This is a genomic window from Methylobacterium sp. Leaf465 (assembly GCF_001424705.1).
GTDB lineage: Bacteria > Pseudomonadota > Alphaproteobacteria > Rhizobiales > Beijerinckiaceae > Methylobacterium.
In genome coordinates, this window is record NZ_LMRA01000007.1 from 152,193 (window position 1) to 166,337 (window position 14,145).

A 14,145-nucleotide genomic window follows, 5' to 3' on the forward strand; every position below is an offset into this window, starting at 1 on the left:
GTTGTTGAAATGCTCGTTGGCACTATGAAAACGTTTTCACAATCGGTGTCAACGCGATTCGGCGCAATAATGCCGTATCGCCGCTTGCCGATGGTGGGACGGGATGCCAGAACGACGTCATGACGCTGAAAACGTTCTCCGCCAGATGAGTGCCAGTATTCGTGACGTGGCGCGCGCCGCCGGTGTCTCGACGGCCACGGTCTCCCGAGCTCTCGGTCGAGGGCCGGTCAGCGACGTCCTGCGCCAGCAGGTCGAGGCAGCGGTTCGGGCGACTGGATATCGCCCGAATCTGTCCGCGCGCCGCCTGCGCTCGCAATCGACGCAGACCATCGGCTTGATCGTCGCCGATATCCGCAATCCGTTCTTCACGGCGGTGAGCCGGGCGGTGGAGGACGCGGCCTACGCCGCCGGCATGCGGGTGATCCTGTGCAACACCGACGAGGATCCGGAGCGCGAGCGCCTGTACCTCCGGCTGATGGAGGAGGAGCGCGTCACCGGCGTGATCTTCGCGCCCACGCGCGGAACGGCGGAATCGCTCAAAGCCGACAGCCTCGACGTGCCGGTGGTCTTCATCGACCGCACCGGCCCGGCGGGGACCTACGACAGCGTCGTCCTCGACAACGCGGCGGCCACCGGCGCCCTGGTCGATCATCTCTGGGAGCGCGGCTATCGCCGGATCGGGGGGCTGTTCGGCTCGACCAGTTCCACCGCGCAGGAGCGGCAGGCCGCCTACGAGGCGGCGCTCCGGCATCGCGGCGCCGAGCCCCTGGCCCGCGTGGCGCCGCCCACCGCGGAGGCGGCCGAGGCCACGCTCACCCGCTGGCTGGCCGAGCCGGACCGGCCCGACGCGCTGATCCTGTCGAACGGCCTGACGCTGATGGGCGCGGTGCGCGCCGCGCGCACGCTCGCCCTCGCGGTCCCGGACCAGCTCGGCCTCGCGGGCTTCGACAACGACCCCTGGACCGACCTGGTGGAGCCCGGTCTCACGGTGATCGAGCAGCCGGTGGCGCAGATCGGCGCCCAGGCGATGGCCCTGCTGTTCGACCGGCTGAAGGCGCCGGGCGAGGCCGTCCGCAAGGTCACCCTGAGTGGCCGGCTGGTGGTCCGGGGGTCGTCGGGGCGCGGCTAGCTCCGCGCCCGCCGCAGGGGGCCCGAGGCGTCGCCGGCCCGGTCTCGCCCCGGCGCCGGATCCGTCGCGGGGCGGACTCAGCGCAGGGTCGGCGACTCGCCGGGCTGCAGGGGCCGGTCCTCGTCCGGCCCGCTGACGGCGTTCAGGCGCTCGAGATGCTCGAAGACATGCGCGAAGGCGTCCGTGACGGCCTTCTCGAAGGCGCCGTCGGACCGACCCTGGGCGGCCTTGAGGGCGCTGAGCAGGGCTTGATGCGTTTCGGTGTCATGCGACATGGCTGTCCTCCCGACCGGACGGATGGCCCGCCCGGGGGAGCAAGCGCCCGCAGGGATCGCCGGTTCCGAGGGGCCGGACCCCGTGCGGTCCCGCAGACCCGATCGGCGCGGCGCGGCCCCTCGCGCATCCGTCATCGAACCTTGGCCGTCGGCACTCGTTGTCCGCCGGCCCCTGCAGGCCGGAGACACACCCTCGGCATGCGTTCCCGTTCCCTTCTCGTCGGCTCCTTCGTCCTCCTCGCCGCCGGGGCCGGCCTCGCCGGCTTCGGCCGCTTCAGCTACGCGCCGACGCCGTCGCGGGAGGCCCTCGCGAACCCCGACCGCTACCCGATCTCGACGGCCTACGACGTGCTCGGGCGCCGCATCGGCCGGGAGGAGGCCGCGACCCTGCGCACCACCGAGGCGGGGCGTCGGACCCTGTCGCCCGAGGCCGGCGCCTTCGCCATCGACGAAGCCGTCATCGCGCGCGGGCGGGAGGCCTTCTACACCGAGACCTTCGGGAACGAGGTCTTCCTCACCGACGTGATGGGGATGCTCGACGGCGCCCTGACGCCCTACGAGGTCGCCCGCGCCGTGCTGCTGCTGGGCGGGACGGCCACCCACAACCTCCAGGTCCGCGTCGCCCAGGACGTGCGGATCGGCGAACGCCAGTGGCGCAAGGGCGACTTGGTCTCGACCGGCCTCGACGTCGAAAAGGGCGGCCTCGGCATCATCGGTCTGAAGACCTTCTACGACCGGGGCCACCTGCGCCTCGGCATCACCTGCGCCCTCTGCCACGCGGCGGTCGATCCCCGCTCCGGCAAGGTCGTGGAGGGGGCGCCGAACGCCGACCTCAATGCCGGGCTGCTCCTCGCCCTCTCGGCCAACGCCTCCGCCTACTTCATGCACGGCAGCGTCGACCTCGCGGCCGTCGCGGGCGATCCGTCCCGCACGATCCCGACCGCCGGGGGAGGGACCGCGGTGCTGCCGGACCGGGACAGGCTGGAGGCGGCGGCCAAGGTCGAGGTCGCGAGCTGGCCGCCGGGCAGCTTCGATTCCTCCGCCGACCGGGTGACGAACCCGACCTCGATCCCGTCGAGCTTCTCGGCCTACGGCGAGCCCTACAGCTGGAGCGGGCGCGAGGCGGTCGGGCCCTTCCACGGGCTGTCGTCCCTGAACAACAACGTGCACGCGGCCAATTCCGACACGACCCAGCTCGCCGCCGCCGCGCCCTGGCTGTTCGGCCTCGATCCGGACCTCTACCTCGGCATCCTGTTCCAGGGGGCGGTGAACCCGGCCCTGCGCTACGACCCGACGAAAGCCACGCGGCCGAGTGCGATCCTGGCCGCCTTCGACCCGACGCCGGGCTCGCCCGGCCTCAACCGCTACGCCGTCCTGCCGAGCTTTCCGGCGACCAACTACATGACCGACAACGGGCTGTTCGCCTCCGCGGCCGGGGAGCCGGCGAACTTCGCCAACAACGCCATGTCGGCCTTCCAGAACCTCCTGCGTCCGCCGGCCGCCCCGAAGGCTGGGGCCGAGGCCGGCCGCGCGGTGTTCGCGCGGGCCGGCTGTGCCGGCTGCCATGCCGGCCCGGCGCTGACCAACAACCGGATCGTGCCCGTGGGCGAGATCGGCACCGAGCCGACCCGGGCCCGCGCCGGGGCCAAGATGGAGGCGCACCTCGCACCGCCGTCGATGTTCGCGACCGACACGCCGTTCCCCCTGCCGGCCGATCCCAGGATCGTGCCGATCCCCCTGGAGGGCGAGGCCCTGAAGCAGGTCCGGCTCGGCTGGGCCCATGCCGGCACCGAGGGCGGCTACAAGGTCCCGAACCTCGTCGGCCTCGCCTGGTCGGCGCCCTACCTGCACGATGGCGGCGTGGCGGTGGGGACCGACCCCGCCGGCCAGCTCGGCGTGCCCGGCACCCTGGAAAGCGGCCTCGCGCCGGACCCGCGCAACAGCCTGCGGGCCCTGGTGGACCGGGACCTGCGCGGGCGGGTCGTGGCCGCCAACCGCGCCTCCGCCACCGCACGCACGGCGCGCGTGACGGGCGAGGGGCACCCCTACTGGGTCGATGCCGCGGCCGGCTTCGGCCCCGCCGACCAGGAGGCGCTGCTGGGCTACCTGCTCTCCATCGATGCCCTGACGCAGGACGTGCCGGTGCCATGAGCCCGGCCGCGGACACCCACGAGGACACGACGATGCCCACGACCGGAACCACCGAGGGGCCCCCGCGCCTCGAACGCAAGGCGGTCGCCGCCGTGGTGCTCGGCAACGCCCTCGAGTTCTACGACTTCACCATCTACGCCTTCTTCGCCAAACCCATCGGGGAGGCGTTCTTCCCCTCGCAGAACGCCACCGACAGCCTGCTCGCCTCCCTGGCCCTGTTCGGCATCGGCTACGTCATGCGGCCCATCGGCGGCATCCTCATCGGGGCCTTCGCGGACCGGGCGGGACGCAAGCCCGCCATGCTGATCACCATCGCGCTGATGGCCATCGGCATGGTGATGCTGGCGGCCGCCCCCGGCTACGCCACCCTGGGGGGCTGGTCGCAGGTCATCGTCATCGTGGGCCGGCTCATCCAGGGGCTCGCGCTGGGGGGCGAGGTCGGCCCCTCCACCGCCTACCTCCTGGAGGCCGCGCCGGGGCAGCAGCGCGGCTTCGTGGCGAGCTGGCAGATCGCCAGCCAGGGCTGCGCCGCGCTGATCGCCGGCCTGGTGGCCTCGGCCCTGACCTACGCGGTTGGCGACGACGCCATGGCCAGCTGGGGCTGGCGGGTGATGTTCGCGCTGGGCATCGGCGTCGTCCCCGTCGGCCTGATCATCCGCAGCCACCTGCCCGAGACCGCCGGCGAGCGCGCCGACCCGGCCGCGGCCGAGTCCACGCGCGCGGTGGTCCGGCGCCTGGTGCGCGAGCACGGCCGGATGCTGGTCCTGACCTTCCTCGTCATCGCGGCCTCCACCGTCTCCAACGCGGTGGGCACCAACATGCCGGTCTACGCCCAGGCCACCCTCGGGCTCACCGAGACGGTCTCCACCGCCGTGCCGATCGCCCTCGGCCTCGCCTCCATCGTCTTCCCGCTCCTCGGCGGCTGGCTGGCCGACCGGTTCGGCCGGCGCCCGGTGATGATCTGGCCCCGCGCGCTCATCGTGGTGCTGACCGTGCCGGCCTTCGCCTGGCTCGTGCGCGACCCGACCGGCCCGTCGGTCTACGCCGTGACCTTCCTGCTCTCGGCCCTGTCCTCCATCAACGCGGCGGCAATCATCGTGGCGATTCCCGAAGCCCTGCCGCGCGCGGTGCGCAGCGCCGGCCTCTCCATCGTGTACGCCTTCTCGGTCTCGATCTTCGGGGGGAGCACGAACTACCTCGTGAACAAGCTCATCGCCGTCTCGGGCGACAAGCTGGCCCCGGCCTACTACCTCGTGGCCTTCAGCATCGTGGGCACGATCGCGGCCCTCCTCATGCCCGAGACCCGCGGCCGGGACCTCGAGGCGAACGCGGAGGCGCGCTGAGCGGCGGCCGGCGCGCGCCGCCCCCGTCAGCCTCGGACAAGATAGGCTCCCTAAAGCTTCGGTCATGAATGATCGGGACCGGAGCCGGCCGTGACAGGCGTCTACCTCTTCGACTTGGCCTCGCAGCAGGCGCGCTACCTCGCGGTGCGTCAGTCGACCATCGCGAGCAACGTCGCGAACGCCAACACGCCCGACTACAAGGCGCGCGACGTGGTGCCGTTCTCCGAGGTGATGGCGCGCACGGCCTCCGCCGGCATGGCCTTGACGGAGAGCGCCCACGTCACCTCCGTCGAGGGCCGCATCCCGACGAAGCCGGTCTCGGCCGCCGAGGCCTGGGACGCGCTCTCGACCTCGAGCTCGGTGAGCCTGGAGCAGGAGATGCTCAAGGCCGGCGAGGTCAGCCGCGAGCACAACCTCAACATGGGCATCGTCAAGGCCTTCGACCGGATGCTCAAGGCGGCGGTGAAGAGCTGATGATCGACCCCCTCGCCGCCTCCACCCGCCTCGCCAGCGCCGGCATGGAGGCGCAGTCCCTGCGCCTGCGCATCGCCGCCGAGAACGTCGCCAACGCACAATCCGTCGGCGATGGCCCCGGGGCGGACCCCTATGCCCGCAAGACCGTGACCTTCCGGTCCGCCCTGGACCGGGCCGCGGGCGGCCCCACCGTGGCCCTGCGGCGGATCGGCACCGACGACGCGCCGTTCCGCATCGAGCGCGACCCCGGCAACCCGGCGGCCGATGCCGAGGGCAACGTGAAGATGCCCAACGTCAACGTGCTGGTGGAGATGGCCGACATCCGTGAGGCCAACCGCTCCTACGAAGCCAACGTCCAGGTGATCAAGCAGGCCCGCGCCATGGTCGCCAGCGTCATCGACCTCCTGAGAACCTGAGACCCGCGATGATCGAAGCCCTCACCTCGCTCGCCGCCTTCGACCGGGCCGCCGGCATCACCCGCACCGACTCGGCCGCGCCGCTGGCGCGCACGAGCTTCCCCGTGATCCCGGCGGCCGCCACGGCCGGTCCCGCCACCGATTTCGGGGACGTCATGGCGCAGCTCGCCGGGGGGCTGCGCACCTCCCTGCGCACCGGCGAGGCCACCGCCATCTCGGGCATCCAGGGCAAGGCCTCGACGCAGCAGGTGGTCGAGGCGGTGATGTCGGCCGAGCAGAGCCTACAGACCGCCATCGCCGTCCGGGACAAGGTGGTCGCCGCCTATCTCGAGCTCAGCCGCATGCCGATCTGACGATGGATCGCGTGGACAACCCTGCCAAACGCTTCGACGGGACCGGGACACCATGAGAGCGCTCGCCATCGCGGCCACGGGCATGAACGCCCAGCAGATGAACCTCGAGGTCATCGCCAACAACATCGCCAACCTGAACACCACCGGGTTCAAGGGGGCGCGGGCCGAGTTCACCGACCTGCTCTACCAGGCCGAGCGCCAGCAGGGCGTGCCCAACCAGGCCGGCCAGGAGCCGGTGCCGGAGGGCGCGATGCTCGGCCTCGGCGTGCGCACCGCCGCCATCCGCAACCTGCACCGCCAGGGGCCGCTCGCCAACACCGCCAACCAGCTCGACCTCGCGGTGAACGGCCGGGGCTACTTCCAGATCACCAACCCCAACGGCGAGATCAACTACACCCGCGCCGGGGCCTTCAACCGCAACAACACCGGCCAGATCGTCACCCTGGAGGGCTACGCCCTCGACCCGGCGGTCCTCATCCCCAACGGCGCCGTCGACGTGGTGATCAACCAGTCGGGCCAGGTCTTCGCCAAGGTGGACGGGCAGGTGCAGGCGCAGAACCTGGGCCAGATCACCCTGGCGAACTTCGCCAACGATGCCGGCCTGGAGCCCCTCGGCAACGGCCTCTACCGCGAGACCGCGGCCTCCGGTGCCCCCGTCACCGGCGTGCCCGGCGACCCGAGCTTCGGCAAGCTGCAGCAGGGCTACCTGGAGAGCTCGAACGTCGATCCCGTCAAGGAGATCACCAACATGATCACGGCCCAGCGCGCCTTCGAGATGAACTCGAAGGTGATCCAGGCCGCCGACGAGATGGCCGGCACGATCTCCAAGGGCATCCGCTAAGCGCGTCGGGCGGCGCCGCCGCCTGAGCCCCATACCCCCACCTCCGCGCGGCGGCGACGGGCGGCACCGGCTCTCCGCCGGGGCCGTGGCCGCCCGTTCGGGCATTCTCCAAGGGCGCGACCACGTCATGGGTATTCACCTTCCGGGCCTTTCCCCGCGCAGCCGGTGCCGCCTCGCCGCCGTCGGGCTCGCGCTGCTGGCCGGGCCGGCCGCGGCCGAGGACCTGATGCTGCCGGTGCCGACGGTGACGATCTATCCCGGCGACACCATCAAGCCGTCGATGCTGCGGATGCAGGCCTATCCGGAAAGCTTCAAGGCCCGCACCGCCGTGGTCGACGCCGCCCTGGCGATCTCCGGGCGCGTCGCCAAGCGGATGCTGCTCCCGGGCGAGCCGGTGCCGGTCAACGCCATCGACGATCCCCGCCTCGTCAGCCGGGGCACCCCGACGCAGATCGTGTTCGAGGAGCAGGGCCTGCTCATCACCGCCGTCGGCGCGCCGCTCCAGAACGGCGGCCTCGGCGACGTCATCCGCGTGCGCAACACCGACACCAACCGCATCGTGCTCGGCACCGTGATGGCCGACGGCCGAATCCGGACCGGGGACCATTGATGCGCCGCCTCCTGGCCAAAATCCTCACCAAGCTCCCGGCTCTCGCCGCGGCCCTCCTCCTGGCCCTGCCCGCGCCCGCCCTGGCCGGCACCCGGATCAAGGACATCGCCACCCTCAAGGGCGTGCGCGACAACCAGCTCGTGGGCTACGGCCTCGTCACCGGCCTGCAGGGCACCGGCGACACCCTGCGCAACGCCCAGTTCACCGAGCAATCCCTGCAGTCGATGCTCGATCGCATGGGCATCAACGTCCGCGACGCCCGCCTGCGCACCCGCAACGTCGCCGCCGTGATGGTGACCGCCGACCTGCCGCCCTACACCGGCACCGGCTCGCGCATCGACGTCACCGTGACCTCGCTGGGCGACGCCACTTCCCTCAAGGGCGGCACCCTGCTGATGACGCCGCTGATGGGCGGCGACAGCCTGACCTACGCCGCCGCGCAGGGGCCCCTCGCGGTCTCGGGCTTCAGCGTCGGCGGCCAGGCCGAGACGGTGACCCAGGGCGTGCCGACGGCCGGGCGCATCCCCAACGGCGCCCTGATCGAGCGCGAGGTGCCGGGCACCTTCCGGGATCTGCCGGAACTCGTGTTCGAGCTGAAGAACCCCGACTTCAAGACCGCCACCATGGTGGCCGACGCCATCAACGCCTACGCGCTGGCGCGCTTCAACCGCCGGGTCGCGGCCCCGCGGGATCAGCGCGCCATCGCCCTGATGCGGCCGAGCAACATCGCCCAGACCCGGTTCGTGGCCGAGATCGGCGACCTCACCGTCAACCCCGACACCCCGGCCCGCGTCGTCGTCGACCAGCGCACCGGCACGGTGGTGATCGGCCGCAACGTCCAGATCTCCACCGTGGCGGTGACGCACGGCAACCTCACGGTGCGGGTGACGGAGGCCCCCGAAGTCTCGCAGCCGGCGCCGTTCTCCAACGGGCAGACGGCGGTGGTGCCGCGCACGGAGGTGGCGGTCAACGAGCAGTCCGGCCGGATGGCGATCATCGGCGGCTCGGACCTCCAGACCCTGGTGCGCGGCCTCAACAACGTCGGCCTCAAGCCCAGCGACATCATCTCGATCCTCCAGGCGGTGAAGACCTCCGGGGCGCTTCAGGCGGAGCTCGTGGTGCAATGAGCGCGGCCAACGGCCATCCCCTGCCGGGCGCGGCGGCCCGCCTCGTCGTGCGCCCGGCCGGCCTGACCCGGCCCGCCCGCTGGCTCGCCCTGATGGCGCTGCGGGTCCTGCTGTTCGTCGGCCTCCTGTTCGTCGGCGTCCTGGCGCTCGCCGCCTTCGGCCTCGGCCCGGCCGGCGCCGTCGAGGGCGGCCGACCGGCGATCTCGGGGATGAACCCGGGCCCGCTCCCGAAGGCCGCGGCGAAGTCGGCCGCGCCCCGCCTCGCCGTCGCGGCCAAGCCCGTGGCAGACAAGCCCGTCGCCGGCGTCATCCCACTGGTCGGCCCGGCCGAGCCCGTCGCGGTGGTGTCCCAGCCGATCGAGACCACGGGGGCGATCGAGGCCAAGGCGTCCGATGCCAAGGGGTCCGATGCCAAGGCGTCCGAGGTGAAGCCCGCCGAACCGGCGCAGGTCGCCGAGGTCCGGGCCCCCGAGCCGGAGCCGGTCAAGCCCGCGCCGAAGCCACCGGCCTATTGCGCCAGCATCGCGGACGCCGCCGCCGACGCCCGCTTCGCCTGGCAGAAGGAGCAGCTGGCGACCCTGGAGAGGCAGGTCGAGGAGCGGATCGCCGCCCTGGAGGCCAAGCGCGCCGAGTACGAGACCTGGCTCGCCCGCCGCGACGCCTTCCTGGCCAAGGCCGACGAGGGCGTGGTGGCGATCTACACCAAGATGCGGGCGGATGCCGCCGCGCTCCAGCTCGCCAACATGCCCGACGAGGGCGCCGCTGCGATCCTGACCAAGCTCAACGCCCGGAACGCGAGCGCGATCCTGAGCGAGATGGAGGCCGCGCGCGCCGCGCAGCTGGCCCGCATGATGACCGAGATGGGCAAGACCGGCGCGGGTAAGACCGAGCCGGGCAAGAAGCCCCGCACGAGCGAGAAATCCTGATGCTTCCCAACACGTTCCGGGCCGGCCTGATCCTGGTGCTGGCGGCGCCCGCCCTCGGCGCCTGCAACACGCCGGTGGACCGGATCGGCCAGGCGCCGCTGCTGACGCCGATCGGCACCGGCCTGCAGCCGCCACGCGAGGCCTTGCCGACCACCTACGGCTCCCTCGGGCGCCGGACCTACCACTCGACCTGGGCGCCGGGCAGCGCCGAGATGTTCCAGGATCCGCGCGCCCGCAACATCGGCGACGTGATCACGGTCTCGATCCTCATCGACGACAAGGCGCAGTTCGGCAATTCGAGCGACCGCTCGCGAAGCCAGAAGTCGGGCCTCGGCTTCGATTTCGGCTACGGCGTCTCGGCCCTGAAGGACACGGCCACCGCGGATGCCGGCATCCGCTCCTCCACCGAGACCAAGGGCGCCGGCAACATCGACCGCTCGGAGGTGCTGCGCCTCCAGGTCGCCGCCATCGTCACCGAGCAGATGCCCAACGGCAACGTCGTCATCAGCGGCTCGCAGGAGGTGCGGGTGAACAACGAGGTCCGCGTGCTGACCGTGGCGGGCATCGTCCGGCCGCGGGACATCTCGCGCAAGAACACCATCGACTACGACAAGATCGCCGAGGCGCGCATCTCCTATGGCGGGCGCGGCCGCATCTCGGACGTGCAGGCGCCGACCTTCGGTCAGCAGGTCTTCGAGACCCTGGCGCCGTTCTGAGACCTGGGGGCGGGAGCGGAACCATGGCGGCCAAGGACGACAAGACGGCGGCGAAGAAGGGCGGCGGCAAGGGCTGGATCCTGGCCCTCGCCCTGACCAGCCTCGTCGCCATCGGCACGGGCGGCGGTCTCGGCCTCTACCTCCTGTCTACCGTCGAGAAGGCGGTGGACGGCAAGAAGAAGGACGAGGAGGACAAGGCGGTCAAGGTCCTGAAATACACCGGCGACCTCGCCCTGCGCAGCGTCGGCTCGGTGGTCACCAACCTCGCCGACACCAACGACGCCTGGGTCCGCCTCGAATCCTCGGTCGTGTTCAAGACCGGCGCCGTGCCGAACCCGGACGTGGCGCTCGCCGAGATCCGCTCCGACATCGTCGCCTACCTGCGCACCGTCTCCCTGAAGCAGATCGAGGGTGCCAGCGGGCTCCTGCACCTGCGCGAGGACCTCAACGAGCGGGTGGCCCTGCGCACGAAGGGGCAGGTCCGCGAGCTGATCGTCGAGATGCTGGTGGTGCAGTAGGGCCCGATGACCGTGCCGACCCTCTCAAGATCCGTCACCGCCGGCCTCGCCCTCGCCGCCGGACTCGGCGCCGGCCTCGCCCTCGCCGGGCCGGCGCTGGCCCAGTCGGCCACGGGCCTGCCCGCCCTCGATGCGCTGCTGCCGGCCGGGAACGGGGCGGCGAGCGGGCGCATCCTGCAGCTCGTGGCGCTGCTCACCGTGCTGTCGCTGGCCCCCGGCCTCCTCGTCATGGTGACGAGCTTCACCCGGTTCGCCATCGCGTTCTCGTTCCTGCGCTCGGGCCTCGGCCTCCAGAGCACGCCGGCCAACATCTTCCTCGTCAGCCTGTCGCTGTTCATGACCTTCTACGTCATGGCGCCGACCTTCGACCGGGCCTGGGAGGAGGGCCTGAAGCCGCTCACGGAGAACCGGATCTCCGAGGTGGAGGCGATCCCGAAGCTCGTCGAGCCGTTCCGGGAGTTCATGACCCAGCATGTCCGCCCGAAGGACCTCCAGACCTTCACGGATCTGGCCAGCCGCAGCATCCCGAAGGCCGAGGGGGGGGAGAAGATCGACCTGCGCATCCTGATCCCGGCCTTCATGATCTCGGAGCTGCGCCGCGGCTTCGAGATCGGCTTCCTGATCGCCCTGCCGTTCCTGGTGATCGACATGATCGTCTCCACCATCGTCATGTCGATGGGCATGATGATGCTGCCGCCCACGGTGATCTCGCTGCCGTTCAAGGTGCTGTTCTTCATCCTCATCGACGGCTGGAACATGCTGGTGGGAGGCCTGGTCCGGTCGTTCTTCTAGCGCTTCGGCGGCGCGGGCCGCCCGGCGCGTCGCGACGCAATCTCCGCGCAAGGCTGGCGGGCGACAGGACGGGATCGGATCGCGGATCCGAAGCGGAGCAGCCCACCGAATGTCCGGTCTTCAGCACGCCGAACGGCTCTGGAACAACATCCTCGCCCTCGGCGGACGGCGCATCGCCGCCCTGTCGCTCATCGGCGTGGTGGTGTTCCTCGCCGTCGGCCTCGGCGCCTATTACCTGAGCCGCCCGGCCCAGGAGCCGCTCTACACGGGCCTGAGCCGCGAGGATGTCGGGCGCATCGGCAGCGTCCTGAAGGACGCCAACATCCCCTTCGACGTCAGCGCCGACGGCGCGGCGGTGCTCGTCGCCTACGGCCACACCGCCCAGGCCCGGATGCTGCTCGCCGAGAAGGGCCTGCCGCAGAGCGCCAAGTCCGGCTACGAGCTGTTCAACGACCTCGGCTCGCTGGGCATGACCTCGTTCATGCAGGAGGTGACCCGCGTGCGCGCCCTGGAGGGCGAGATCGCCCGCACCATCCAGGGCATGAAGGGCGTGAAGGCCGCCCGGGTCCACATCGTGCTGCCCGACCGGGGCTCGTTCCGCCGCGACCAGCAGCCCCCCTCCGCCTCCGTGGTGGTGCGGACCGAGCCCGCCGACGACGTCAGCGGCGCCCAGTCGATCCGCCACCTCGTCGCCTCCGCGGTGCCCGGCATGAAGCCGGACCGCGTCACCGTGATCGGCTCGGACGGTTCGCTCCTGCTCTCCGGGGACGATGCCAACGCGGCGCCCACCGGCAAGATGGCGACCCTGGAGAAGACCATCGGCCACGAGGTCCAGGACAACATCCGCCGGACGCTGACCCCCTATCTCGGCGTCGGCAACTTCGAGGTCAGCGTCGCGGCGCGCCTGAACACCGACAAGACGGTGCAGAACGAGACGATCTTCAATCCCGATCAGCGTGTCGAGCGCTCGACCCGGGCCGTGCGCGAGACCGAGAACTCGCAGAACCGCAACGCCGGCCAGCGGCCCACCACCGCGCAAGCGAACCTGCCCGACCAGCGCGCCCGCTCGGATGGCGGCGACACCGCCAGCAACGAGACGCAGAAGCGCGAGGATCTGACGAACTACGAGATCTCCTCGAAGACGATCCAGACGGTGAGCGACGGCTACAACATCAAGCACATCTCGGTGGCGGTCCTCGTCAACCGCGCCCGCCTCGCCGCCTTGGCCGGGCCGGATGCCAGCAAGGCCGCCATCGACGCGCAGGTCGCCGAGATCGAGCAGCTCGTCGGCTCGGCCGCGGGCTTCAACAAGGAGCGCGGCGACAACGTCAAGGTCGCCGCCGTCGGCTTCGTCAATGACGGGCAGCCCCTGGAGCCGGTGGCCCCCCTCAGCCTCACCGACGTGCTGATGCGCCAGTCGGCGACCCTCATCAACGCCGGCACCATCCTGCTGGTCGCCGGCCTGCTGATCTGGTTCGGCCTGCGCCCCGCCATGCGGGCCATCCTGGAGATCCCGGCCGCCCAGCAGGAGGAGGCCCGCGCCCTGGCCGCGGCGGCGGAGGCCCAGGCCCTCGCGGCGGCCGCGCCGAACGCGGCGCTCGCGGGCCCCAACCCCGCCCTCGGTGCCGATCCGGACGCCGTCCCGAGCCTCGCGGCCCCCGGCCAGAGCCCGGTCGCCAGCATGATCGAGGACCTCACCGAGAAGCTGAACCGTTCGCCGCAGAAGAGACTTGAGCAGATGATCGAGGCCGACGAGGCGCAGGCCGCCGAGATCCTGAAGCGCTGGCTGCTGCGTGAGGCCGCGTGATGGCCCCCGTGATCGCCCGCCTCCTGCCCGACTTCTCCGACGCCGTGGTGCCGGTGCGCGGCGCCCCCGCGCCCCACACCGCCGCGCCCCGTCCCTCCGAAGGGCTCGCGGCCCTCCTGCGCAAGCCCGTGGAACCGCCCGAGGACCGCGAGGCCCTGCTCCGCGCCGCCGAGGCCCGGGGCCTGGAGCGCGGACGCGAACTCGGTCGGGCGGAGGCTGCGGCCGAGTCCGCCTCGGTGATCGCCTGCCTGCAGGCCGATCACGCGGCCCGCCTCATCGAAATGCGCCAGGCCTGGTGCGTGGAAGAGGGCGATCGCCTCGCGGCCGGCTTCGCCGACGCGCTCCAGGCCCTCGGCGCCGGACTCACCGACCGGGTGGGGCATCTCCTCGTGCCCGTGCTCACCGAGGCCCTGCGCCGCCAGGCCGTCGACGAGTTGGCCCAGAGCCTCGCCCGCATCCTCGGCGAGGCCCGCGCGCCCGTGCGGGTGAGCGGACCGGCCGACCTCCTCGACGCGGTGGCGGGCAAGCTCGGCCCCTTCGAGGCCACCCTCGCGTTCCAGCCCTCCGAGGCCGTGGACGTCACGGTGCAGGCCGACCAGACCGTGATCGAGACCCAGCTCGGCGCCTGGGGCCGCCTCATGACCGCCGCGGTCCAGGGAGCCTGACC

General features: G+C 71.8%; 16 protein-coding genes. 15 read left to right on the plus strand and 1 reads right to left on the minus strand.

What is annotated here, in order from left to right; all coding sequences use genetic code 11:
• Nucleotides 1-145 precede the first annotated feature (145 nt).
• The gene (locus ASG51_RS06935; protein WP_056213236.1) at nt 146-1,129 is read left to right on the plus strand and encodes a LacI family DNA-binding transcriptional regulator; all 984 of its coding nucleotides are present in this window, start codon (nt 146-148) and stop codon (nt 1,127-1,129) included.
• Nucleotides 1,130-1,206: 77 nt separating this feature from the next.
• Here the strand turns inward: ASG51_RS06935 and ASG51_RS06940 are convergent, their stop codons facing one another.
• Nucleotides 1,207-1,404, minus strand: coding sequence for a hypothetical protein (locus tag ASG51_RS06940; protein WP_056379892.1), 198 nt, complete (start codon nt 1,402-1,404; stop codon nt 1,207-1,209).
• Between the two features lie 198 nt (nt 1,405-1,602).
• Here ASG51_RS06940 and ASG51_RS06945 point away from each other — a divergent pair, with 198 nt between their 5' ends.
• From ASG51_RS06945 to ASG51_RS07010, 14 genes are all read left to right on the plus strand, one after another.
• A complete protein-coding gene (locus tag ASG51_RS06945) occupies nt 1,603-3,555 on the plus strand; it encodes a hypothetical protein (protein ID WP_056379895.1) in 1,953 nt (650 codons plus the stop codon).
• Between the two features lie 32 nt (nt 3,556-3,587).
• Nucleotides 3,588-4,898: an MFS transporter gene (locus ASG51_RS06950; protein ID WP_056277303.1), complete on the plus strand. Its 1,311-nt coding sequence runs from the start codon at nt 3,588-3,590 to the stop codon at nt 4,896-4,898.
• Between the two features lie 90 nt (nt 4,899-4,988).
• Nucleotides 4,989-5,372, plus strand: a complete 384-nt coding sequence (gene flgB, locus ASG51_RS06955) for a flagellar basal body rod protein FlgB (protein WP_056213241.1) — start codon at nt 4,989-4,991, stop codon at nt 5,370-5,372.
• The gene (gene flgC, locus ASG51_RS06960; protein ID WP_056213243.1) at nt 5,372-5,788 is read left to right on the plus strand and encodes a flagellar basal body rod protein FlgC; all 417 of its coding nucleotides are present in this window, start codon (nt 5,372-5,374) and stop codon (nt 5,786-5,788) included. The genes flgB and flgC overlap by 1 nt, the downstream gene beginning before the upstream one ends.
• 8 nt (nt 5,789-5,796) lie before the next feature.
• Entirely contained in the window at nt 5,797-6,141 is a 345-nt protein-coding gene (locus ASG51_RS06965) for a flagellar hook-basal body complex protein FliE (RefSeq protein ID WP_056213245.1), read from the plus strand.
• Nucleotides 6,142-6,193: 52 nt separating this feature from the next.
• The gene (gene flgG / locus ASG51_RS06970; RefSeq protein WP_056213247.1) at nt 6,194-6,982 is read left to right on the plus strand and encodes a flagellar basal-body rod protein FlgG; all 789 of its coding nucleotides are present in this window, start codon (nt 6,194-6,196) and stop codon (nt 6,980-6,982) included.
• A 226-nt stretch (nt 6,983-7,208) separates the two neighbouring features.
• The gene (flgA, locus tag ASG51_RS06975) at nt 7,209-7,592 is read left to right on the plus strand and encodes a flagellar basal body P-ring formation chaperone FlgA (protein WP_244472565.1); all 384 of its coding nucleotides are present in this window, start codon (nt 7,209-7,211) and stop codon (nt 7,590-7,592) included.
• A complete protein-coding gene (flgI, locus tag ASG51_RS06980; protein WP_056349625.1) occupies nt 7,592-8,719 on the plus strand; it encodes a flagellar basal body P-ring protein FlgI in 1,128 nt (375 codons plus the stop codon). Before flgA ends, flgI begins: the two co-directional genes overlap by 1 nt.
• Before the next feature lie 356 nt (nt 8,720-9,075).
• Entirely contained in the window at nt 9,076-9,645 is a 570-nt protein-coding gene (locus ASG51_RS25445) for a MotE family protein (protein WP_347379730.1), read from the plus strand.
• Nucleotides 9,645-10,361 carry a flagellar basal body L-ring protein FlgH gene (gene flgH / locus ASG51_RS06990; protein ID WP_055957344.1) on the plus strand — a complete coding sequence of 239 codons (717 nt, stop codon included), beginning with the start codon at nt 9,645-9,647 and terminating at the stop codon, nt 10,359-10,361. Before ASG51_RS25445 ends, flgH begins: the two co-directional genes overlap by 1 nt.
• Before the next feature lie 23 nt (nt 10,362-10,384).
• Complete coding sequence (locus ASG51_RS06995) at nt 10,385-10,879, plus strand: flagellar basal body-associated FliL family protein (RefSeq protein ID WP_056213255.1); 495 nt, start codon at nt 10,385-10,387, stop codon at nt 10,877-10,879.
• A gap of 6 nt (nt 10,880-10,885) precedes the next feature.
• The gene (fliP, locus tag ASG51_RS07000; RefSeq protein WP_056379897.1) at nt 10,886-11,671 is read left to right on the plus strand and encodes a flagellar type III secretion system pore protein FliP; all 786 of its coding nucleotides are present in this window, start codon (nt 10,886-10,888) and stop codon (nt 11,669-11,671) included.
• A 109-nt stretch (nt 11,672-11,780) separates the two neighbouring features.
• Nucleotides 11,781-13,478, plus strand: a complete 1,698-nt coding sequence (gene fliF / locus ASG51_RS07005; RefSeq protein ID WP_056379899.1) for a flagellar basal-body MS-ring/collar protein FliF — start codon at nt 11,781-11,783, stop codon at nt 13,476-13,478.
• Entirely contained in the window at nt 13,478-14,143 is a 666-nt protein-coding gene (locus ASG51_RS07010) for a hypothetical protein (RefSeq protein WP_056379902.1), read from the plus strand. Before fliF ends, ASG51_RS07010 begins: the two co-directional genes overlap by 1 nt.
• The last annotated feature ends 2 nt before the right edge of the window (nt 14,144-14,145 follow it).

Coding starts and splice junctions, on each gene's coding strand:
- ASG51_RS06935 (WP_056213236.1), top strand. CDS start 146: ATGAGTGCCAGTATTCGTGACGTGGCGCGCGCCGCCGGTGTCTCGACG.
- ASG51_RS06995 (WP_056213255.1), top strand. CDS start 10,385: ATGGCGGCCAAGGACGACAAGACGGCGGCGAAGAAGGGCGGCGGCAAG.
- flgA (WP_244472565.1), top strand. CDS start 7,209: ATGCTGCCGGTGCCGACGGTGACGATCTATCCCGGCGACACCATCAAG.
- flgG (WP_056213247.1), top strand. CDS start 6,194: ATGAGAGCGCTCGCCATCGCGGCCACGGGCATGAACGCCCAGCAGATG.
- fliF (WP_056379899.1), top strand. CDS start 11,781: ATGTCCGGTCTTCAGCACGCCGAACGGCTCTGGAACAACATCCTCGCC.
- ASG51_RS06945 (WP_056379895.1), top strand. CDS start 1,603: ATGCGTTCCCGTTCCCTTCTCGTCGGCTCCTTCGTCCTCCTCGCCGCC.
- flgI (WP_056349625.1), top strand. CDS start 7,592: ATGCGCCGCCTCCTGGCCAAAATCCTCACCAAGCTCCCGGCTCTCGCC.
- fliP (WP_056379897.1), top strand. CDS start 10,886: ATGACCGTGCCGACCCTCTCAAGATCCGTCACCGCCGGCCTCGCCCTC.
- ASG51_RS06965 (WP_056213245.1), top strand. CDS start 5,797: ATGATCGAAGCCCTCACCTCGCTCGCCGCCTTCGACCGGGCCGCCGGC.
- ASG51_RS06950 (WP_056277303.1), top strand. CDS start 3,588: ATGCCCACGACCGGAACCACCGAGGGGCCCCCGCGCCTCGAACGCAAG.
- ASG51_RS07010 (WP_056379902.1), top strand. CDS start 13,478: ATGGCCCCCGTGATCGCCCGCCTCCTGCCCGACTTCTCCGACGCCGTG.
- flgC (WP_056213243.1), top strand. CDS start 5,372: ATGATCGACCCCCTCGCCGCCTCCACCCGCCTCGCCAGCGCCGGCATG.
- ASG51_RS06940 (WP_056379892.1), bottom strand. CDS start 1,404: ATGTCGCATGACACCGAAACGCATCAAGCCCTGCTCAGCGCCCTCAAG.
- flgH (WP_055957344.1), top strand. CDS start 9,645: ATGCTTCCCAACACGTTCCGGGCCGGCCTGATCCTGGTGCTGGCGGCG.